Genomic DNA, 22,198 nt, shown 5'->3' with positions numbered 1-22,198 from the left:
ATAATGTTACAAAAAAGTAATGATTGTTGCATTGGGGGATGATTGTAATCACTATTCGAATACAATGGTTTTATAGTCATTGCGCATGACACGATCTTCACTGAGTAAGCGGATTGCTCTGCTTAAAACAGCCTTTTCTATTTCCTTCCCAGCTGTTACCATATCTTTCACGGTATAGTTATGGTTGACATGACGTATATCTTGTACAATGATGGGGCCTTCATCGAGCTGGTCAGTGACAAAATGAGCTGTGGCCCCAATGATTTTGACGCCCCTTGCATGGGCTTGTTTGTAGGGATTGGCACCAATAAATGCAGGAAGAAAGGAATGATGGATGTTGACCAGTTTATTTTCAAAGATGCTGACAAATTCGGGAGATAGAATTCGCATAAATTTGGCAAGAATAATATAATCAAACTGATATTGGTTGATCTGCAGCATCAATTGCTCTTCAAAAGTTTCCTTAGTTAGATTTTCATGCGAAATACAATGGAATGGAATTTCAAATTTTTCAGTAAAGGAGCGGAGGGTTTCATAATTGCCAATAACAGCTTGAACTTCGGCGCCCCATGTTTCGAAATGCTGTCGTACAAGGATATCGGCGAGACAATGGTGTTCTTTGGTGACAAGGACAATGATTTTCTTACGGTTGCTGGGATTGATCTGTATTTGAGCTGCAGGTGGAAGTACTTCCATTAAGGAGCTGGTGAGCTGAGCAGGATCGGCAACCAGGCCATGACAGACCACACGGACGAAGAATTTATTGAATTCTTCATCCACATACTCGCGCATGGTAACAATATTGAGCTGATATTTTGCTAACGTATTTGAAATATTGGCGACCAGGCCAACGGCATCTTGGCATTGGATCAGGATTAAGGTTTGGTTGTACATGAAATATTGGTTGTAGGTTGGTTGGTAAAAAAGCGGGTTAAGATTAACCCGCTTTTTTTGTTAGCTCTTCTTCAAGGTCAACTTCTACGCGGAGATTTTCAACAATGTGTTTTTGTCTGTCCGGCGTGTTTTTACCCATATAGTATTCTAGTAACTGTTGGATCTTATTGTCTTTTGACAGGATAACAGGATCAAGACGGATGTCTTTTCCGATAAATAAACCAAATTCAGAAGGTGATATCTCGCCCAAACCTTTGAATCGTGTGATCTCAGGTTTAGCACCCAGTTTGGCAATTGCTCTTTGTCTTTCTTCGTCTGAATAACAGTAGATCGTTTCTTTTTTATTTCGGACCCTGAATAATGGTGTCTGAAGGATTGATACGTGACCTGCTTTGACCAGGTCCGGAAAAAACTGCAAGAAAAATGTCAATAGCAAGAGACGGATATGCATTCCATCGACATCGGCATCTGTAGCAATAACAATATTATTGTAACGGAGTCCATCTAAGCCGTCTTCGATATTCAGTGCATGTTGCAGGAGGTTAAACTCTTCGTTTTCATAAACGATTTTTTTGGACATGCCATAAGAGTTTAGGGGTTTTCCTTTGAGGCTGAAAACAGCCTGGGTCTGCACATCCCGTGATTTGGTAATTGATCCTGATGCGGAGTCTCCCTCCGTGATGAATAGTGTAGTCTCCTGATTGCGTTCATTTTTATCACTGAAATGAACCTTGCAGTCACGTAATTTACGGTTGTGTAAAGAGGCTTTTTTTGCTCTTTCATTGGCAAGTTTTTTGATGCCAGCGATATCTTTACGTTCACGTTCGGATTGAAGGATACGCTTTTGGAGCGCGTCTGCGGTACCTGGGTTCTTATGAAGATAATCATCCAATGCTTTTTTGACAAAATCATTGATGAAAGTCCTGACTGTCGGGCCTTCCGGGCCAACGCTTTGAGAACCAAGTTTTGTTTTTGTTTGCGACTCAAAGACAGGTTCTTGAACTTTGATAGCGATTGCTCCAATAATAGATGATCGGATATCCGAAGCGTCGAATTCTTTTCTATAGAATTCGCGTACCGTTTTTACAATTGCCTCGCGAAAGGCGGCCTGATGTGTTCCTCCTTGTGTTGTATGCTGTCCATTGACAAAAGAGTAATATTCTTCTCCATATTGTTGACCATGGGTCATCGCTATTTCAATATCTTCCCCGCGGAGGTGAATAATTGGATAACGCATGGATTCAGCGTCAATATTTCTTTCCAATAAGTCTTTAAGACCGTGCTCGGAGACAAATTTTTGATTATTAAAGTTGATGGTTAGACCGGAATTCAGAAATACATAATTCCAGATCATATTTTCAACAAACTCTAGTCGATATTTATAATTCCGGAAAATGGAATCGTCCGGATAAAACGTTACGGCTGTACCGTTGCGTTGCGTGGTATCTTTTTGTTCATCATTAACCAATTCGCCTTGGGAAAATTGAGCAATACGTGTGATATTTTGCCGGTATGATTGTACGGTGAACTGACTGGATAAGGCATTCACGGCTTTAGTACCTACCCCATTTAGACCTACGGACTTTTGAAAAGCCTTGCTGTCATATTTACCCCCGGTATTGATTTTAGAAACGACATCCACGACAGAACCAATGGGAATTCCCCGGCCATAATCACGTACGGAAACTTTATTTTCGTTTACCGTAATATCAATGGTTTTGCCGGCACCCATCACAAACTCATCAATCGAATTATCGACGACCTCTTTCAATAAAACATAGATACCATCATCATAGGCCGAACCGTCCCCCAACTTTCCAATGTACATGCCTGGACGAAGGCGGATATGCTCTTTCCAATCCAGGGACCTAATACTGTCTTCGTTATATGTACTCATAAATTTATGTGAACTTAGCTAACAAAAGTAAAAAAAATAAACTACGATATGTAGTATAAGACTAAATTTTTTAGATATTGATCGTTTGCTGTTTTTTTGAGAATTGTCCGTTTGTGGAAGAGTGCGGGTAGATCAGTGTTGCTGCTAAGGGTTGTCATGATAAGGACGACCTGGTTATGAACCGAATTGCCATATATGTTGAGGAATATTGAGTTTGAATCTAAGCTTTGGAATAGGCTATAAGAAAAAACAGAGATAAGCCAATAATTGGACTATCTCTGTTCAGTAGGGGGTGGAAGCAATATTATCTTCCAAAATCATCTTGAACACGGACGATGTCATCCTCATCCGAAGGGTTGCTGGCATCGGTATGCTGCCATATTTCGGCCAAGATGCCAAATCCATCCAATCCGATCAGGCGATGACGTTGACCTTGTCGTAGTCGAATGGTTTCACCTTCCCTTAATGTTGATACGACAGATTCTTCATCTGTATCGGATACCATCACACCGACATTTCCTTGAATAACCCGCCAGATTTCGGCACGACGGTGGTGGTATTGCCAAGAAAGTCTTTTGTCAGGTGCAACAATCAGAATTTTTGGACTTAATTTTCCGGAAATTTTTAATTCCTGAACATCCATTCCACCGAAATATTCGTTAGCGAATTCTTGCGCTTGAGATTCGTCAATAACAAAGAATCCTCCCCAAGGACGAGCTGCATCTGATTTTTCAATACGAAAACCCTTGGAAGTCAGCATCTCTTGTACTTTTTCAAACAATGCGATTTTATCTATAGCCATGTTAAAAATTCTAAAAATTTGTTAATCGTTAATTCAGCAGCTAAATATAAAAAAAATCCGTTAATAAATTTAGTTAACCGTTTTAGCTTTGTGTATTTCCCTCTCCTAAGCGGTGTTTTGCCGGGTGGCCATATCCAGAGGGGCAGTGGAAGTTAAGAAGGAAATCATTAGTTTTGTGATCAATCTAATTTCAAGATATGTCAAATTTTCAAGTAGACCGGGAAAATACGGCCTTTATGCAGGCTGTTGCGTTTGTTAATCAAACCAATCAGAATGTATTTATTACAGGGAAGGCAGGAACAGGAAAAACGACTTTCTTGAAGTATATTCGCGAGCATAGCTATAAAAAGATGGCCATTACCGCACCTACTGGGGTGGCGGCCATGAATGCTGGTGGAACTACCTTACATTCGTTGTTCTGGCTGCCTTTTGGGACTTTTGTGGAAGATTATGAATTGCGTTGGGATGAACAGGATAGTCATATTTACAACAAATCACGATTATTCAGTACGATTAAGCTGACCAAGCAACGCCGTGCAATTTTACAGGAGCTTGAATTGCTGATTATTGATGAGGTATCCATGGTACGGGCAGATACTTTAGACGCAATTAATGTGATATTACAGTCTGTTCGCCGGGATATGCGTCCTTTTGGAGGATTGCAGGTGTTATTTATTGGCGATTTGTATCAATTACCGCCAGTGGTCAAGGATGCGGAATGGAACATCCTTCGTGATCATTATTCTTCCGTATTTTTCTTTAATGCGAAAATTTTAAGGGATAGCCCTTTGGTGATGCTGGAACTCAATAAAATCTATCGTCAACAAGATGAAGGCTTTATTTCAATTCTGAATGCCATCCGGAATAACCAATGTACCAATGAGATGCTGACGACCTTAAATGGCTACTACCAGCAGGATTTCGTTCCGAAAGAGGAGGAGCAATATATTACATTGACATCCCATAATCGGAATGCGGATGAGATCAACAGTGCAAAACTTGCCTCGTTGCCCGGAAAGATGTTAAATCTGAAAGCCGTGGTAAAGGATGACTTTGCACAAGGATCTTATCCTGCAGAAGAAACATTATCTTTAAAAATAGGTGCACAGGTCATGTTTATCCGGAACGACTCTGGAGATGAACGAAAATATTATAATGGTAAGATCGGCACTGTCAAGGATATTGATACTATTCATGGTACGGTATCGGTTGTGTTTCCTGATGGTTCGGAGCAGGTGACCGTCAAAAGGGAAACCTGGGAAAATATCCGTTATAATTATGACAAGGGGCAGGATCAGATTAAAGAGGAAATCTTGGGAACATTTTCCCAGTTTCCGTTACGTTTGGCCTGGGCGATCACTATTCATAAAAGCCAGGGGCTGACCTTTCAAAAAGCGATCATTGATGCAGGAACATCTTTTGCTGCAGGTCAGGTATATGTAGCCTTAAGCCGATTGACAAGTTTAGATGGACTTGTGCTTAAATCCATTATTCCAGCCTATGCTATCCGTACAGATTATCAAGTTGTCGAGTTTGCGCAGCGTGCAGCATCACAATCTAATATCAATGAAATTTTGGAGCAATGCCAGCGGAACTATTTAGGTCAGATATTGATGAATGGTTTCCGATGGGATGGGTTGCTGGCGGAGACTTCAGAGCTGCTTAAATCCATGGATGATCGCAATATAGATGGCAAGGAAAATGCGATTCAATTTTTTCAAGAAGTCGTTAAGCAGCTTCAGACACAAGAAAAAGTGGCGCATAAATTTATTGTTGTCCTTTATGATCTTCTTCGGGACAAAGATGCAATAAATTATGATTTGATCTGTGAACGGTCAACTGCTGCGGTGAATTGGTTTTTGCCTCGAATGGATAAGAATCTCATCGAAGCATTGACAAAGCACATCGAAGAGTACCAGATTCGAAAAAGGACCAAGAAATATATTGATGAGCTGAAAGCAATATTATTAGATTATAAACGTAAGCGTGAGCAGTTGCAACATTGTCTGATTATTGCTGAAACATTATCCAAAAGAGAAGATTTTCAAGCGGCTATGCTCGATGTGGCTACGCAGGTTAGAACAAAAGAAAAGGATGAATTAGCGGCACAAAATACGGATGACGAAGGGGCCAAGAAACTGGATACAAAGGAAATTTCTTTAGAGCTGTTTAAGGAGGGGATGAGTATTGCAGAAATAGCAGGTAAGCGCGGGATGGTTGCGGGAACAATCTACGGACATTTAATTAACTTTGTAGGAACTGAAGTGGAAGCGACAGAATTGATAGAACAGGTTAAACTTGATCGTATTGTTGAAGTAATCCGTGCGAATCCAGATAAATCTTCTTCTGAACTTAAAATGCTTTTGGGAGCGGATATTGATTATCCAGATATTAAAATTGGACAAAAAGTTTTGGGACTATAGGGAGTAAGGATTAATGATGTATATTTGTCAACCTTTTATTATAAGCTAATTGAAAGAGGAGAAAACCAATAAAAAAATGAACAAATGGATTGTGTTCACATCCATGCCGATTCAAATGGGCGTAACAATATATTTATTTTATTGGGTAGGTAGCTGGTTGGACAGTAAATATGCCCTTACTGATGAATGGGGGATGAAGGGGATGACTATGTTGGGTGTGATCGTGTCCCTGTATCAATTCATTAAGCAGGCAAATCAAATTAATAAGAATGAATAATTATCTGAGAAGTATACTTATACTGCTGGTTGTTTTTGTGGCGAGTTATACCGCACATTATTTAGTGCTAACGGGTATGGGTACGGAAACAAACTGGTCCAAAACTACCTACAGCCTAGTTGGAATGTATGGTTTTGGTCTGGCGTCTTCTTTGTGTGTGGCCATACTGGTATTTTTTGCAAATTGGTCGATGCCGGAAAAACTAGGTGTTATATTTTTGGGACTGATATTGGTGAAGGCTGTTGCGGGATATATTTATGTTAAAGATGGTTTAAATACCTTTGAAAATGACTTTATAGAATATAACTTTTTGGCTGTCTTTTTTATATCGTTGTTTGTCGACGTATATCTCGCATTTAATGCTTTAAATCAAGTAGATAAAAAGGTTTAAACTATTTTTGGAAAAAGTTTGAACAAATGGTGAGATATGCCAAATAAAATTGTATTTTTGCGCAAAATTTTTTATTATTCAATAGTAATCTGAAATGGTGAATCTTAAGAGAGCACTTTTATTATTTGCAGTAATTTTTCTTGCTGTCAATCCTTTTACCTTAAAAGCAGCTGAGGAAGCGCATGGGGATGCGCCTAAAACCCAAGCTGAGGAAATCAAAGAGTATAGTCAACATCACTTACAGGATGATCATTATTTTTCTTTGTTTACCGATAAAAAAGCAGGAAAGCATTATGGTTTTCCATTGCCAGTAATTCTTATTGATAATGGATTGGTTGTTTTTTCTTCCGGAGAGTTTCACCATGGAGACTCTGTTGTAGAAAAGAATGGTCAATATTATGTGCTTTATCACGGAAAAATCTATAAAACAGATGCTGCTGGTACGATAAATTACGATGAAGAGCATCACCCAACAAATGCAAAACCTTTAGACTTTTCTATCACCAAGAATGTTGTAGGTTTATTATTAGCAGCATTCTTATTGTTCTGGGGTTTTATGAGCTTAGCAAAGACCTATAAAAAAGGTGTCAATAATCTGCCTAAAGGTGTAGGTCGTGTTTTGGAACCATTGGTGTTATATGTACGTGACGAGATGGCTGTTCCTAATATTGGTCATCGGTACAAAGAGTTTATGCCATACCTGTTATCTGTGTTTTTCTTGATTTTTGTGTTGAATTTATTGGGTTTGACCCCACTAGGATTTAACGTAACAGGAAATATCACGGTGACTTTATGTTTGGCTTTATTCACATTCTTTATTACCAATTTTAAGGCGAATAAAGATTATTGGAAGCACATTTTTTGGATGCCAGGTGTTCCAGTACCATTTAAATTTATTTTAGCACCTATCGAGGTATTGGGGATGTTTACTAAACCCTTTTCCTTGATGTTGCGTTTGTTCGCGAATATTACAGCGGGTCACTCTGTTGTGATGGGGTTGATCGCAATCGTTTATTTATTTCAACAACAATTGACTGTCGGGGGTAGTATCGGTGTGTCTATGTTGTTAACATTAGTGCTGTTTTTCCTGGAGTTGTTGGTTGCATTCTTGCAGGCCTTTATCTTCACCATGCTGTCATCCTTATTTATCGGAATGGCGGTGGAAGAACATGCACATCATTAATTGAATTTTTTTGTTAAATTTTATAAAATAATTATTATGTACAACTTAATTGGAGCAGGTTTAATCGTAATCGGTGCGGGTTTAGGTTTAGGTAAAATCGGTGGTTCAGCTATGGAAGCTATCGCTCGTCAACCAGAAGCAGCATCTAAAATTCAAACTGCGATGATCATCATTGGTGCCTTAGTTGAAGGTTTAGCATTCGGTGCTTTAATCTTAGGTAAATAATCCAAGTTGATTAAAAAGTTTACTAAATACAGTTTGCAACGGTTGGTTGCAAACTGTATTTAAACAAAAAAATACAAACACAAGAAAATTATAATTTACAATTGTATATAAATGGAAGCATTAATTAATCAGTTCTCGTACGGTTTGTTCTTTTGGCAACTAATCATCTTATTGGTTGTAATCTTTTTATTGGGTAAGTTTGCCTGGAAACCTATCGTAAATGCTTTAGATGATCGTGAGAAAGGAATTGCGAATGCATTGGAAGCTGCTGAAAAAGCTAAACTGGAAATGGCTCGTTTGACAAATGAGAACGAACAATTACTAAAAGAGGCTCGTGCGGAACGTGATGTTATCCTTAAAGAAGCTAAAGAGCTAAAAGAGAAAATCGTTGCTGAGGCAAGAACACAGGCACAATATGAAGGTGCTAAAATGATTGCTCAAGCGAAAGAGGAGATCGACGAACAAAAGAATAAAGCATTGGCCGAAGTGAAGTCTCAAGTTTCTTCTTTGTCTTTGGATATCGCCCGTAAAGTGTTAACAAAAGAATTTGAGGACCAAGGTAAGCAAGAAGCTTTAGTAGCAGATTTGCTGAATGATGTTAAATTGAACTAATCCGGTCACTCAAATTACGAAATAGAATTATGTCAGTATTTAAAGTAGCATCGAGATACGCAAAATCATTAATTGATTTGGCTAGCGAACAAGGCTCACTGGAAACAATTAAGGCGGATATGGATTCGTTCATTGCTGTTTTAAAGTCCAGCTCAGAGTTGCAGGCGGTTATAGCCAATCCTATTGTCCCGTTGGACAAGAAGAAAAACGTATTGGATGCTTTATTTAAAGATAAAATTAACCCGAATATCTTGGCATTCTTTAAGATCATGATCAATAAAGGTCGTGGTACTATAGTTTATGCCACTGCTCAGGAATTTGTTCGTGAGTACAATGAGGTAAAAGGTATTGTTAAAGCTACAGTTACATCTGCGGCACCACTTTCTGAAGCTAATTTGGCTGCAATGAAAGATGTACTTGCAAAAGAAACCAACGCTCAGGTAATATTGGTCAATAAGGTTGACCATAGTTTGATCGGTGGATTTGTTGTCAATGTTGGCGATCGTCAGATTGATGCAAGTATTGCTGGTAAGTTGAATAAGTTAGAAAGATATTTGAATCAGGGTAGCTAATATGCTGATCTTGGAAAATAAAATAAATCAAAAAACCCCTTATAATAATTAAAATGATAGAGGTAAGACCAGATGAAGTTTCGGCAATTCTAAGAGAACAATTGTCGGGCTTTAAATCAGAAGCCGAACTAGAGGAAGTGGGTACCGTACTTGCTGTAGGTGACGGTATTGCTCGTATTTACGGCTTAACTAAAGTTCAGTCCGGTGAGTTGGTTGAATTTGATAACGGATTACAAGGTATTGTATTAAACTTAGAAGAAGACAACGTCGGTGTTGTACTTTTAGGTCCTTCTGACGAAATTAAAGAAGGAGATACGATTAAGCGTACCAACCGTATTGCATCCATCAAAGTTGGAGAAGGTTTGTTGGGACGTGTAGTAAATACATTGGGTCAACCAATTGATGGTAAAGGACCTATCCAAGGTGAATTGTATGAAATGCCTATCGAGCGTAAAGCGCCAGGGGTTATCTACCGTCAACCAGTAACTGAACCCTTACAAACAGGTATCAAAGCGATTGATGCGATGATTCCAGTGGGTCGTGGCCAGCGTGAGTTGGTCATCGGTGACCGTCAAACAGGTAAAACTGCGGTTTGTATCGATACGATCTTAAATCAAAAAGAATTCTATGATGCAGGTCAACCTGTATTCTGTATTTACGTTGCTGTAGGTCAAAAGAATTCTACAGTAGCGAATATCGTTCGTACATTGGAGGAAAGAGGTGCAATGGCTTATACAGTTGTTGTCGCTGCTTCTGCGGCGGATCCTGCTCCACTTCAGTTCTACGCGCCAATGGCGGGTGCTGCGATCGGGGAGTTTTTCCGTGATACAGGTCGTCCAGCATTGATCGTTTATGATGATTTGTCTAAACAAGCTGTGGCTTACCGTGAGGTTTCTTTGTTGTTACGTCGTCCTCCAGGCCGTGAGGCATACCCAGGTGACGTATTCTACTTACACAGCCGTTTATTAGAGCGTGCGGCGAAAATCAACTCTTCTGATGATATCGCTCGTAACATGAATGACCTTCCTGAGTCTATCAAGCATTTGGTTAAAGGTGGTGGCTCATTGACAGCTCTTCCGATCATTGAAACACAAGCTGGTGACGTTTCGGCGTATATCCCTACTAACGTAATCTCAATTACAGATGGTCAGATCTTCTTGGAGTCTAACTTATTTAATGCTGGTATTCGTCCGGCGATCAACGTAGGTATTTCGGTATCTCGTGTGGGCGGTAACGCGCAGATCAAACCGATGAAAAAAGTATCAGGTACATTAAAGTTGGATCAAGCACAGTACCGTGAATTGGAAGCTTTCGCGAAATTCGGTTCCGATCTAGATGCAGCTACTAAAGCTGTTTTGGACAAAGGTGTTCGTAACGTTGAGATCTTGAAACAAGGTCAATATTCTCCAGTTTCTGTAGAGAAGCAAGTTGCAATCATCTATGCTGGAACAAAAGGTTTGTTGCGTAATGTTCCTGTAAATAAAGTAAGAGAATTTGAAGAAGAGTTCTTGACACAATTGGAACAACGCCATCCAGAAGTTTTGTCAGCGTTCAAAGCTGGTAAATTCTCTGATGAGTTGACTGCAGTATTAGAAACAGTAGCTAAGGATTTAGCATCAAAATATTAATTAGTAATGAGTATTTGGTATTGAGTCCATTGACTAGACTCAATACTCAATACTAGGTACTTGATACTTAAAACAAATATGGCAAATTTAAAAGAAGTAAGAAACCGGATTACCTCGGTATCATCAACACAGCAGATTACGAAAGCCATGAAAATGGTTTCGGCTGCCAAATTGAAGCGCGCTACTAACGCTATCTTACAATTGCGCCCATATGCGAATAAACTAAGAGATATTTTGGCTGATGTTTCTGCAAGTGTGGAGGGAAGTAATTCTCCTTTTACAGTAGATCGTGAGCCAAATAAGGTATTGATCGTTGTTGTTTCTTCTAATAGAGGTTTGGCCGGAGCATTCAACGCGAATGTTATCAAGATGACTAATAACTTGATCGCTAACAAATATGCCGAGCAGCATGCGAAGGGCAATTTGAGTATCATCGCTATTGGTAAAAAAGGTTACGATTTCTATTCGAAGCGTAATTTTGATATGATAGCTAACCACTCAGACTTGTTTTCTGATTTAAATTTTGGATCTGTTTCTGTCGTGACGGAATTTATCATGGAACAATTTAAGGAAGGTAATTTTGATCGTGTTGAAGTGGTCTATAACCAGTTCAAAAATGCTGCTGTTCAAGAGTTAACAGCGGAGCAGATTTTACCTTTATTACCTGCTGAGGAAAACACACAACATACGCATAAAGCAAAAATAGAAGCTGAAGTGGATTATATTATCGAGCCTTCTAAAGAGAAGATTATCGAAGAATTGATTCCTAAAGCTATTAAGATTCAATTGTACAAAGCCGTTTTGGACTCCAATGCATCTGAACATGGTGCTCGTATGACGGCAATGGATAAAGCGACGGAAAATGCTGGTGATTTGTTGAAATCATTAAAATTATCGTACAACCAGGCTCGTCAAGCGGCAATTACAACTGAATTGACCGAGATCGTATCTGGAGCTGCTGCATTATCGAACGGATAATTTACTAGCTGAATAAAATAAAAAAGGCGATATTCCATAGAATATCGCCTTTTTTATTTTATTCAATTTTTGTATCATTGAGGATATCATAACCAATGCAACGGCTGAACTATTTTTGGATGCACTTTATCTGCCTTTTTGTCCTTATTTTCTGGGGATACAATTTTGCATACAGTCAAACGAATACCTATGCATTCAAAACATTAACCACTGATCAAGGTTTGATTCATAACCATATAAACTGCAGCATGAGGGACCGGTATAACTATCTCTGGTTTGGTACAGAGTCTGGTTTGAGCCGTTTCGATGGTGTTCAATTCACCAATTTCCGTTATAGTAGTCATCAAGGGACAGGGCTTAGCAATAACGTTATTTCGGGGATTTTTGAAGGACCCTTAGGTAATGTATGGATTCGTACAGGTGCCAAGATGAACGTATACGATCAGCAATCGGGGCGAATCGTTCAGAATATGGATTCGATATTGGCCAATATGAATTTACCGATTAAAGAAGTTGATATGATTCGGGGGCTAGATGCAGATACTTTTGCCCTATTGTACAGTGATCGCACGCTCGTCGTATTCGATGCTGTTCGAAAAAAGTATAAAGAGGTGCTGAGTGAACCTGGTCATCGAATTTGTGATTTTGTTTTTGGAAAAAATGCAGATCTCTGGATCATCTATGAGGATGGCTTATTAAGCCTTTTGAACCTAAAGACCTTGGAAAGTGTCTCTAAATTAAGGTTGCCACTATCAGAAAAACAGATCAAGTATAATTTGTTTGAAGATCAAGATGGTGATATTTGGGTTTTTTCAAAGGAGACCCCTATTGGTGCTTATTGGCTTGATAGAAGTCAATGGAAAATCACTCATCTCCTGACAGAACTATCTAATCCATTTGTGGGTAATATTGTTCAAGATGACCACAATCATATCTGGTTGGGTACAGACCATGGGGGAATTAATGTTTTTCATAAAACAGAAAAGACAATACAAATTATTGGCAATGACCGGTATGATCTCCGGAGTCTGCCCTACAATAGCATAACTTCATTATATAAAGATAAATCTGGAATTATATGGGTCGGTACTTACAAGGGAGGCATTAGTTATTACCATCCACATTTACTTTTATTCCCATTGTTTCGAAATTATCTTGGGCTACCTAAATCACTTCCTTTTGATGATGTTAATAAATTTGTTCAGGACAGGAAAGGAAACCTTTGGATTGGCACCAATGGTGGAGGACTGCTCTATTATGATATCATGAATAATACCTATCGGCAATATCTGCATGAGCCCTCCAATCCCCATAGTCTCAGCAGTAATGTTATTGTTTCTTTGTTTTTAGATAAAGATGACAAGCTATGGATAGGGACATATCGGGGTGGGATGTGTCGATTTGATGGGAAAGCATTCAAAACATTCCATAAGGGGAATGGCAAGGATGAATTGAATGACGATAGTGTATGGGAAATTTTTGAGGATAGTTCCAATTGCCTATGGGTCGGAACCTTGGGGAGTGGCTTATACCGTTTTGATAAGCAAAAAGAAGTTTTTTCTAAGGTTGTTAATCCTCAAGGTGAATCCATTAATGGTACTTATATAGCTGTCTTGTTTGAAGATTCAAAGAAACAATTGTGGATTGGCTCAGCAACTGGCTTGGCTATAATTAGTCGGGCGGGTAAGATAACTTACTTAAATGTCAACAATACAGGGGGGAGATTAAGGAATGATCTGATATATGATATCAAAGAGGATAGCAAGGGTCGTATATGGGTTGCAACACAGGAGGGGGTACATATTATCGAGGGGAAGGAAATTAAGTGTCTTACACGTCAAGATGGGCTGATTGACGATGCTATGTTGACGCTTTTGGTCGATAATAAAGGGAATATCTGGGGATCGAGCAACAAAGGGCTTTCCGAAATTGCACAATCTGCGCATGCCGATAAATTTATTATTCGAAACTTTACCAAAGATTTAGGATTGCAGAGTAACGTCTTCAATGAGAATGCAGCCTTGAAGATGCTGGATGGACGACTTGTTTTTGGAGGACCGAAAGGGTTTAATTTTATTGATCCCGAAAAGATTCTAGGCTCAAAAAATCAACCTTTGCCTGTTCTATCCAATATTTATCTTTTCAATAAGCGTATTGCAGTGGGTGAACTGTTTTCAGGACGGGTTATTTATGATCAGGCCTTAGCCAGCTTAAAAGTATTGGAATTACCTTATCACCTTAATGCAATTTCATTGGAGCTATCTACTTTTGATTATTTGCAACAAGACGATCGCATTTATCAATATCAACTTCAGGAGTCTAGTAATGAATGGTTCGACTTTGAGCCTGGGACTATGCGTGCTAGTTTTACGAACCTGGATGCCAAGTCTTATCACCTGTATATCAGACATTCTTTAGATTCCAAAAGTTGGTCTGATAAGATGTTATTGCTGACTATTGCTATACAGCCACCACTTTGGTTGTCAGCATGGGCTTTTATTCTATATGCGGTTTTGCTTGTGATGGGGCTGTGGGGCTGTTATTATTGGGTTAAATTACGGATCAAAACACGTAACCAGCTTATCCTTGCCAATGAACAGGCCATGCAGGCAAAGGAATTAGATGCTTTAAAAACACGCTTCTTCACGAATATAAGCCATGAATTCAGGACACCTATCAGTTTAATTATGACACCAACACAGCAGCTGCTGGATCAGGAAGATGATGAAGGAAAGAAGTCAGATCTGAGCTTGATCAAAAAGAATGCAGATCGCCTCTTAAAATTGGTTAATCAGCTTCTTGATTTCCGGAAATTGGAAAACAGGCAACTGGTACTGAATGCGGAATATGGAGATATCATTATTTTTATCCAAGAGCAGCTTGATGGTTTTGTAGATTTTGCTCAAAATAATCAAGTCAATTTGACGATACATCTGCCATCAAGGCCTTTTTTTGTTTGGTTTGATAAAAATAAATTGGAAAGTATCATTTTCAATTTAACATCTAATGCAATAAAATTCAGCCCGGTGTCAGGCACTGTTTCGATCGATGTACGGATCGAGGAGGGGTTACCACATAGATTATTGTGTATCGAAGTTGGAAATACAGGTAATCCTATTCCGGAGGTGTTGCAAGCAAGGCTCTTTGAACGGTATTTTCAACATGAAGTCCATAATGGAAAGTTGAACCAAGGTACTGGAATTGGTCTTTCCATTGTAAAAGATTATGTTGATTTTCTGGAGGGGAAAATAGAGGTGACGAGTGACCCGAAATGGACTAGGTTCTATATTCGGCTACCATTGCATGAAGATCAAAAGATAATAGATATACCGAAAGATAAAGCTTCTGGGCAGCAACGGATATTATTGATTGAAGATAACTTGGATTTTCTCCATTACCTGGAAAAAAGTTTAAAGCCGGACTATATGATCCTTGGCACATCAACGGTAACCGATGCGAAAGCATTGATTGGGAAATATGCTGTAAATCTGGTAATTGCTGACCTAAATTTACCTGGCGAAAGCGGCATTGACTTTTGTCGTTATCTGAAAAGTCATCCAAAGTTCTCCCATATTCCTGTATTGATTGTAACTGCCGTTACCAATCAGGAGATCGAAGTGGAAGCATTGCAGGCTGGAGCAGCCGATTATATTACGAAGCCATTTAACATTAAGTTATTACAGTCAAAACTTACCCAGATATTTAACCAGCAACAGAATTTGGTAAAACGGTATCAAAAACAAATTAAAGTTGATTTGGTGCAACCTGAAGTGGCATCAGCAGACGAACAATTTATTTATGCGTTAGTGCAGGAGATTGAACGAGATCTAAGCGATTCGGCACTCTCTGTAGAACTTTTAGCAAAAAGAATGCATTTAACCCGTGTGGGGCTGTATAAAAAAGTTCTGGCCATTACGGGTTATTCACCTATGGAATATATTCGGCATATCCGTTTGAAAAGGGCAATGCATCTGGTCCAAAATTCTAAATTATCTATTGCAGAAATTGCTTATGAGGTTGGATTTAGCAACCCCAAACAGTTTAGTAAATATTTTAAATCTGCATTTGGTAATCTGCCTTCTTTTTATCGTAAAAACCTTTAAATCAGTTTTTTTTATTTTTAATTTTTGTTTCTTGTCGTCCTTATGTTAACAAAATGACCCCTAAAAGTTAACAAATCATACCCTTAAGACAACCGGTTGCACTCTACATTTGATCTATCCTTCATCGGATAAGGGAATTAATAAACCAAAAATACAATAACCAATAAATTATCATCGTTATGTGCAACTTAAAGTATGCTTTAAGCGGGTTGATGCTCTTCACAATGATCCATCAGGGGATTGGACAGATCAATAAATCAAGTTATGTTAAAACTCAAACAGGGGTAAAGGTCAGTTTCAAGAACTCAGAAACTTCCATTGATCAGGATGTGTATTTAGATGCTGTTACAGACAAGATTATTCGTGTTACAGCGATGCCTCATGGAAGATTACTTCCGACGGAGCCTAGTTTGGTCATTGTAGATTCCTTGCACCGTCACCTGAAGTCGCTGAGTATACAGCGCACTGATTCCACTGTTAACTTAAAAACAGCGAATCTACTAGCAAAAGTATCATTGCTTAGTGGGAAGGTTGAATTCTTTGACTTGGCAGGAAAGCCAATTTTTAAAGAATTGAAACGTAATACGAATTCATTTATTTCGGACAGTTATAACGGCGATGCATTTTACAGATTGACACAGGATTTCATCGTAGATCCTCTGGAAGGATTGTATGGTTTGGGGCAACATCAAAGTGCTGTGATGAATTATAACCGTGGCAAGCAGGTGACACTATTGCAGTATAATACGGAAATTGGGATTCCGTTTTTGGTGTCTACCAATAACTATGGGATACTATGGCATAATTACTCCATTACTAAAGCTGGAGATATACGTCCATTATTACCATTAAATGCATTTAAACTTATTTCGAAAGAAGGAGAAGAAGGCTGGTTGACGGCTACTTATGTCAATAAGAATAAGCCTGAGGAAGTGTATGTTTCCCGGCCAGAATCGATGATTGATTATGGCTATCTGACCGATCAACATAAATTTCCCAAAGAGGTAAAATTAGCCGATAGTAAAGTGATCTATGAAGGTCAACTTATTTCTCCTTATTCAGGCAAGCATGTGCTTCACTTTAAATATTCGGGCTACATGAAGGTTTGGATTGATGATAAGCTGCTAGCGGACCGTTGGCGACAGTCCTGGAATGCCGGAACGTTTGAGCTAGAAAAAGAGATTGCTCAGGGAGATGCACATAAGATCCGTATTGAGTGGCTGCCGGATGGTGGAGAGTCTTACTTTACACTTCAGTGGCAAAGCCCAATTCCGTCAGAACGACAAAAACTGTTTTCATTTCAATCTGAAGCTGGAGATGCTATTGATTATTACTTTGTGCAAGGAAATTCCATGGATGATGTAATCTCGGGTTACCGCCAATTATCAGGAAAGGCACCAATTATGCCGGTGTGGAGTTTTGGTTTTTGGCAAAGTAGAGAACGCTATAAAACCCAGGCTGAGATTGAAGAGGTTGCTTTGGCGTTCAGAAAGCGAAAAATCCCGATTGATAATATCGTTCAGGACTGGTCTTACTGGTCTGAGCCAGACTGGGGAAGCCAAAAGTTTGACCTCAAGCGTTTTCCAGACCCACAGGGGTTGATTAAGAAATTGCACGACCAACATTATCGGTTGATGATTTCGGCATGGCCAAAAATCAATGAAGAATCTACAGTATACAACAAATTCAAATCCAATAAATGGATCTATCCACGTAATATTTATGATGGACGTAAAGATTGGATAGGCAAGGGCTACACTTCTACCTTTTATGACCCTTTCAATAAAGGTGCTCGGGAGGGCTTTTGGAAATTATTGGACGATAACTTATTCAAAATTGGCGTAGATGCTTGGTGGATGGATGCCAGTGAGCCAGATGTACATTCTAATATTGATTTAGATGAGCGTAAATCAGTATTTCAACCGAGTATCGGATCTTCTGTACGTTATTATAATGCCTTTCCTTTGCAAAATGCCAAAGGCATTTACGAGGGACAAAGGGCAACTGATCCGAGTAAAAGAGTTTTTATTCTGACACGCTCCTTCTTTGCCGGCCAACAGCGTTATGCGGCAGCTGCCTGGAGCGGTGACATTGCTTCGCGATGGCATGATATGAAAGATCAGATTTCCGGTGGGATTAACTTTTCGATGTCTGGAACTCCTTATTGGACCATGGATGCGGGAGGGTTTTTGGTAGAAAATAGATTCCATCAACCCAATACAACTGATCAAGAAGAGTGGCGTGAAATGAATAGCCGTTGGTATCAATATGGTGCATTTTTACCCTTGTTCCGTGCGCATGGGCAGTTTCCATACCGAGAACCCTACAACATTGCACCGGAAGATCATCCCGCTTATAAGAGTATGCTCTATTATATCAATCTTCGCTATAAATTATTGTCATACAATTACAGTTTGGCTGCTAAAACATTTTTTGAAGATTATTCCATGATTCGGGGATTAGCCATGGATTTTCCAACAGATAAAAAGGGTTTTAACATCAATGACCAATATCTCTGGGGCCCCTCGTTGCTGATTAACCCCGTCACGGAAAAAGGTGCAACGACCCGAAATGTTTACTTACCGGAGGGCGTAAATTGGTATAATTTATATTCAGGACAAATCGTGCAAGGGGGGCAGGATATCCTTGCAAAGGCTCCTTATGAGCGTATCCCCGTATTTGTAAAGGCGGGGGCCATATTACCGATCGGGGGAACACTTCAATATACTACCGAAAAGAAACAAGATCTGGTCGATCTCTACATCTATGCGGGAGCAGATGGCGCATTCTCTTTATATGAGGATGAGGGGGTCAACTACAATTATGAAAAAGGACTGTATAGTCGTATTGATCTGAAATTCGACAATGCGACAAAGACATTATTTTTCGCTGACCGTGTCGGCAGGTTCGACGGCATGTTGAACAGTAGGACATTCAATATCATTTTTGTTCATCCAAAGCATGCTGCTGGTGTGGACACTAAAGCTAAGAAATCGCAGCATATTTTATATTCAGGGAAAGCAATACAGGTAAAACTCAAGTAAAACCAATTTTAAATCAAATAATATGATAAGCAAACAATTGTTTAACAAGGGCATTGCATTAGTCGTAATGACCAGCATGACCTCTTTGGTCTATGCACAATCCTTTACCGGATCGATTGTTTCCGCCGATTCTGGCTTGCCTGTCGTTGGTGCGAGCATTAAAGTAAAGAATCAGAAGATTTCAACCAGTAGTGATGGATCTGGGAAATTTACGTTATCGGCGAGCAAAGGTGCTATTTTGGTGGTTTCTTTTGTAGGGTATAAAACAGAAGAAATCCCAGTTACAGGGCCTAATATGATCATTCGGTTACAGCCAGCAACTTCAGATCTGGAGGAGGTTGTTGTTATAGGTTATGGTGTACAAAAGAAAAAATTAAATACGGGCGCCAACCTGAAGGTTGAAGGTGAAGAATTACAGAAAAGAAACCAATTAAATCCCTTGCAGTCTTTGCAAGGGCAAGCTCCGGGTGTATCTATCACTTCTACTTCCGGCCAACCGGGGGCCGATATGAAGGTTGTCGTCCGTGGTTTGGGAACAATAGGGAATTCAGGGCCCCTTTATGTTATTGATGGTGTTCCGGGGGGGGATATTTCTGTTCTCAATTCAGCGGATATTCAATCCATTGATGTCCTGAAAGATGCCGCATCTGCGGCGATCTATGGGTCGCAGGCTGCAAATGGTGTTGTTTTGGTGACCACTAAAATGGGAGCGGCCGGTAAAAGTCAGTTGACATTCGATGGTTATACAGGCATACAGAACGTAGCTCGTAAAGCCAAACTGCTGGATGCCGATCAATATAAACTTATCATGACTGAGCAGTCCCTGAATTCTGGAGCAGGCATGATCGATTTTGACAGTATGGCGGGGCTAGCCAATACCAATTGGATGGATTACATGTTCAAGGATAACGCGAAAATGGATAACTATAATGTTGGTTTGACCGGTGGATCTGAAAAATCGACATATGCTTTATCCTTAAATTATATTGGACAGGAAGGAATTGTGGGTGGTAAAGACGTGTCCAATTATCAGCGTTATGGCTTTCGTAGCAATTCGGAACATAAGCTGTTTGATAATTTTTTGAAAATAGGGCAACATCTCAATTTTAATTATATCAAGAATAGAGGAGTCAATGTAGGTAATCAGTACAACAACACATTGCGAGGGGCTTTTGCTACATCTCCATTATCACCCGTTTATTCTGACAATGGCCTATATGGAAGTCCATTCAATGATACGTCAAATTCCCCCTGGTATAATGGGGATAGCAATCCTTATGGAGTCATGATGACCAATTCCAATAATAGTAACGATGGCCAAAAATTATTGGCTGATATCTTTGCGGAGATCGAGCCGATTAAAGGGTTGAAGGTACGTTCCTTATTAGGGTTTAATTACTATGCATCTGAGTATAGAAGCTATACGCCATTGTACCGCTTTTCAATTTATACTTATAATCAAGATCATACGACAACTTCACAGAATATGAGTAAGGGGCATACTTTGACATGGACGAATACAGCTTCTTATGACTTTAGCTTACAGACTGAGCACCGGTTTTCAGCGATGGTGGGTATGGAGTCATTGCGTTATCAGGGGACTTATCTTTCGGGGGCGAACTGGAATCTGCTGTCACAGTTTAATGATTTTGCGCACGCTTATCTGGACAATACAACGGGGCAGGCACATTTAGATGATAATGGCAACGTTGTTGAAACACGAACAGTGTCTGGACGACCTGAGAATGTTGCTCGACGGGTTTCCTATTTTGGTCGTTTAGGCTACAACTACAAAGAAAAATATCTACTAAATGCCACCTTACGTGCAGATGCTTCATCTAAATTTTCCAGAGAGAATCGTTGGGGGTACTTTCCATCGGTATCTGCAGGTTGGGTGCTCTCTGCAGAGGATTTCTTTAAAGAAAACCTGAGTGCTGTCAACTTTTTGAAGTTACGTGCATCATGGGGCCAGGTTGGTAATCAGGATATTGCTGATTTTCAATATGCGGCACCGATCAGTACATCGACAGGGATCACATCGTCCAACCCTGGAGCACATTATGTCTTCGGTACAAACAATAATAACATCGCTGGGGCATATCCAAGTCGTTTGTCCAATCCAAAGCTGACATGGGAAACTTCTGAGCAGACTAATATTGGTTTTGATGCCAAGTTTGCACATAACCGTCTGGATGTGGTGGCAGACTTCTATGTGAAGAAGACAAAGGATTGGCTGGTGACAGCTCCGGTATTGGCAACTACGGGTACGTTGCCTCCTTTTATCAATGGTGGTGATGTTAAAAACACAGGTGTTGAACTGGGGTTAAATTGGTCTGACAAAATCAATGCGGTGCACTATCGCATCGGTGCAAATGGAGCGTACAACAAGAATACTGTAGGCAAGATCCCGACCGAAGATGGAATTATCCACGGGCAGACAGCCATGTTGTATGACAACTCCGAAGAATTTTACCGTGCTGCAAACGGCCAGCCAATCGGCTATTTCTGGGGCTACGAGACAGCTGGGCTATTCCAAAATCAAAGCGAAATTGATGCTTGGAAGAATGCAGGAAATGGTGTTTTACAGACTGCAGTACAACCTGGGGATGTAAAGTATGTCGATCAGAATCGCGACGGTATCATCAATGCATCCGATAAAGTGAATCTAGGTGTAGGCATGCCAAGCTTTACCTATGGATTCAATATCGGTTTAGATTATAAAGGATTTGATTTTTCAGTAAATGCTTATGGGGCTTTGGGGAATAAAATAGTACAGTCTTATCGGAATCATGCCAATAAGCAGGCTAATTATACTACCCGTATACTTGATCGGTGGACAGGCGAGGGAACGTCCAATATAGTTCCACGTGTCACTGAAACAAATGTCAATTGGCAGTTTTCGGATCTCTATATTCAAGATGGCGATTTTCTACGGATCAGCAATATCACGCTGGGTTATGATCTGTCTAAATTGATCAAGTGGGACTATGCCAAGCAGATCCGTTTTTATGTACAAGGGCAAAACCTATTGACTTTTACCAGATATGATGGTATGGATCCGGAGATTGGTTATGGTACGGACGGATGGGTATCAGGAATTGATCTGGGGTATTATCCTAGACCAAAGACGGTATTATTTGGCCTAAATGTTAAATTCTAAAATTGCGAA

The 22,198-nt window shown here is 39.7% G+C and carries 15 protein-coding genes; 12 read left to right on the top strand and 3 right to left on the bottom strand.

From position 1 onward, the window contains the following. Positions 1-51 precede the first annotated feature (51 nt). From purU to HX021_RS10895, 3 genes are all read right to left on the bottom strand, one after another. On the bottom strand, positions 52-894 hold the full coding sequence (gene purU / locus HX021_RS10905; RefSeq protein WP_286590339.1) for a formyltetrahydrofolate deformylase: 843 nt from the start codon (positions 892-894) through the stop codon (positions 52-54). A gap of 43 nt (positions 895-937) precedes the next feature. Continuing rightward, a complete protein-coding gene (locus tag HX021_RS10900; RefSeq protein ID WP_286590337.1) occupies positions 938-2,791 on the bottom strand; it encodes a DNA topoisomerase IV subunit B in 1,854 nt (617 codons plus the stop codon). A 304-nt stretch (positions 2,792-3,095) separates the two neighbouring features. Beyond that, positions 3,096-3,593 (bottom strand): cupin domain-containing protein, encoded by a 498-nt coding sequence (locus HX021_RS10895; protein ID WP_286590336.1) that lies wholly within the window; start codon positions 3,591-3,593, stop codon positions 3,096-3,098. Between the two features lie 197 nt (positions 3,594-3,790). On the opposite strand from HX021_RS10895, the gene HX021_RS10890 reads away from it, so the two are divergent. From HX021_RS10890 to HX021_RS10835, 12 genes are all read left to right on the top strand, one after another. Continuing rightward, positions 3,791-6,016, top strand: coding sequence for a helix-turn-helix domain-containing protein (locus HX021_RS10890; protein ID WP_286590334.1), 2,226 nt, complete (start codon positions 3,791-3,793; stop codon positions 6,014-6,016). Positions 6,017-6,092: 76 nt separating this feature from the next. Continuing rightward, positions 6,093-6,293, top strand: a complete 201-nt coding sequence (locus HX021_RS10885) for an AtpZ/AtpI family protein (protein WP_286590332.1) — start codon at positions 6,093-6,095, stop codon at positions 6,291-6,293. Further along, on the top strand, positions 6,286-6,684 hold the full coding sequence (locus tag HX021_RS10880) for a hypothetical protein (RefSeq protein ID WP_286590331.1): 399 nt from the start codon (positions 6,286-6,288) through the stop codon (positions 6,682-6,684). The genes HX021_RS10885 and HX021_RS10880 overlap by 8 nt, the downstream gene beginning before the upstream one ends. Positions 6,685-6,778: 94 nt before the next feature. Then, entirely contained in the window at positions 6,779-7,867 is a 1,089-nt protein-coding gene (gene atpB / locus HX021_RS10875; RefSeq protein WP_286590330.1) for a F0F1 ATP synthase subunit A, read from the top strand. Positions 7,868-7,903: 36 nt separating this feature from the next. After that, entirely contained in the window at positions 7,904-8,092 is a 189-nt protein-coding gene (atpE, locus tag HX021_RS10870; protein ID WP_028070619.1) for an ATP synthase F0 subunit C, read from the top strand. Positions 8,093-8,203: 111 nt separating this feature from the next. Further along, positions 8,204-8,704: a F0F1 ATP synthase subunit B gene (locus tag HX021_RS10865; RefSeq protein ID WP_286590328.1), complete on the top strand. Its 501-nt coding sequence runs from the start codon at positions 8,204-8,206 to the stop codon at positions 8,702-8,704. Positions 8,705-8,733: 29 nt separating this feature from the next. Further along, positions 8,734-9,276: a F0F1 ATP synthase subunit delta gene (locus HX021_RS10860; protein ID WP_286590327.1), complete on the top strand. Its 543-nt coding sequence runs from the start codon at positions 8,734-8,736 to the stop codon at positions 9,274-9,276. A 53-nt stretch (positions 9,277-9,329) separates the two neighbouring features. After that, on the top strand, positions 9,330-10,904 hold the full coding sequence (gene atpA, locus HX021_RS10855) for a F0F1 ATP synthase subunit alpha (RefSeq protein ID WP_286590326.1): 1,575 nt from the start codon (positions 9,330-9,332) through the stop codon (positions 10,902-10,904). A gap of 78 nt (positions 10,905-10,982) precedes the next feature. After that, positions 10,983-11,882: an ATP synthase F1 subunit gamma gene (atpG, locus tag HX021_RS10850; RefSeq protein WP_286590325.1), complete on the top strand. Its 900-nt coding sequence runs from the start codon at positions 10,983-10,985 to the stop codon at positions 11,880-11,882. Positions 11,883-11,977: 95 nt separating this feature from the next. Further along, complete coding sequence (locus tag HX021_RS10845; RefSeq protein WP_353621032.1) at positions 11,978-15,985, top strand: hybrid sensor histidine kinase/response regulator transcription factor; 4,008 nt, start codon at positions 11,978-11,980, stop codon at positions 15,983-15,985. Positions 15,986-16,164: 179 nt separating this feature from the next. Further along, complete coding sequence (locus tag HX021_RS10840) at positions 16,165-19,029, top strand: TIM-barrel domain-containing protein (RefSeq protein WP_286590323.1); 2,865 nt, start codon at positions 16,165-16,167, stop codon at positions 19,027-19,029. A 22-nt stretch (positions 19,030-19,051) separates the two neighbouring features. Then, positions 19,052-22,189 (top strand): SusC/RagA family TonB-linked outer membrane protein, encoded by a 3,138-nt coding sequence (locus tag HX021_RS10835; protein WP_286590322.1) that lies wholly within the window; start codon positions 19,052-19,054, stop codon positions 22,187-22,189. The last annotated feature ends 9 nt before the right edge of the window (positions 22,190-22,198 follow it).

This window comes from Sphingobacterium sp. N143 (assembly GCF_030325625.1).
In the GTDB taxonomy this organism is placed as follows: domain Bacteria; phylum Bacteroidota; class Bacteroidia; order Sphingobacteriales; family Sphingobacteriaceae; genus Sphingobacterium.
The sequence above is the reverse complement of the archived record's forward strand: the minus strand, read 5'-3'. Positions and strand labels throughout refer to the sequence as shown.

Excerpts from the sequence above, each read along its gene's own strand:
- atpB (WP_286590330.1), top strand. The coding sequence starts at position 6,779 with ATGGTGAATCTTAAGAGAGCACTTTTATTATTTGCAGTAATTTTTCTT.
- HX021_RS10835 (WP_286590322.1), top strand. The coding sequence starts at position 19,052 with ATGATAAGCAAACAATTGTTTAACAAGGGCATTGCATTAGTCGTAATG.
- HX021_RS10880 (WP_286590331.1), top strand. The coding sequence starts at position 6,286 with ATGAATAATTATCTGAGAAGTATACTTATACTGCTGGTTGTTTTTGTG.
- HX021_RS10895 (WP_286590336.1), bottom strand. The coding sequence starts at position 3,593 with ATGGCTATAGATAAAATCGCATTGTTTGAAAAAGTACAAGAGATGCTG.
- atpG (WP_286590325.1), top strand. The coding sequence starts at position 10,983 with ATGGCAAATTTAAAAGAAGTAAGAAACCGGATTACCTCGGTATCATCA.
- HX021_RS10845 (WP_353621032.1), top strand. The coding sequence starts at position 11,978 with ATGCAACGGCTGAACTATTTTTGGATGCACTTTATCTGCCTTTTTGTC.
- HX021_RS10890 (WP_286590334.1), top strand. The coding sequence starts at position 3,791 with ATGTCAAATTTTCAAGTAGACCGGGAAAATACGGCCTTTATGCAGGCT.
- HX021_RS10860 (WP_286590327.1), top strand. The coding sequence starts at position 8,734 with ATGTCAGTATTTAAAGTAGCATCGAGATACGCAAAATCATTAATTGAT.
- atpE (WP_028070619.1), top strand. The coding sequence starts at position 7,904 with ATGTACAACTTAATTGGAGCAGGTTTAATCGTAATCGGTGCGGGTTTA.
- purU (WP_286590339.1), bottom strand. The coding sequence starts at position 894 with ATGTACAACCAAACCTTAATCCTGATCCAATGCCAAGATGCCGTTGGC.
- HX021_RS10840 (WP_286590323.1), top strand. The coding sequence starts at position 16,165 with ATGTGCAACTTAAAGTATGCTTTAAGCGGGTTGATGCTCTTCACAATG.
- HX021_RS10900 (WP_286590337.1), bottom strand. The coding sequence starts at position 2,791 with ATGAGTACATATAACGAAGACAGTATTAGGTCCCTGGATTGGAAAGAG.
- HX021_RS10885 (WP_286590332.1), top strand. The coding sequence starts at position 6,093 with ATGAACAAATGGATTGTGTTCACATCCATGCCGATTCAAATGGGCGTA.
- HX021_RS10865 (WP_286590328.1), top strand. The coding sequence starts at position 8,204 with ATGGAAGCATTAATTAATCAGTTCTCGTACGGTTTGTTCTTTTGGCAA.
- atpA (WP_286590326.1), top strand. The coding sequence starts at position 9,330 with ATGATAGAGGTAAGACCAGATGAAGTTTCGGCAATTCTAAGAGAACAA.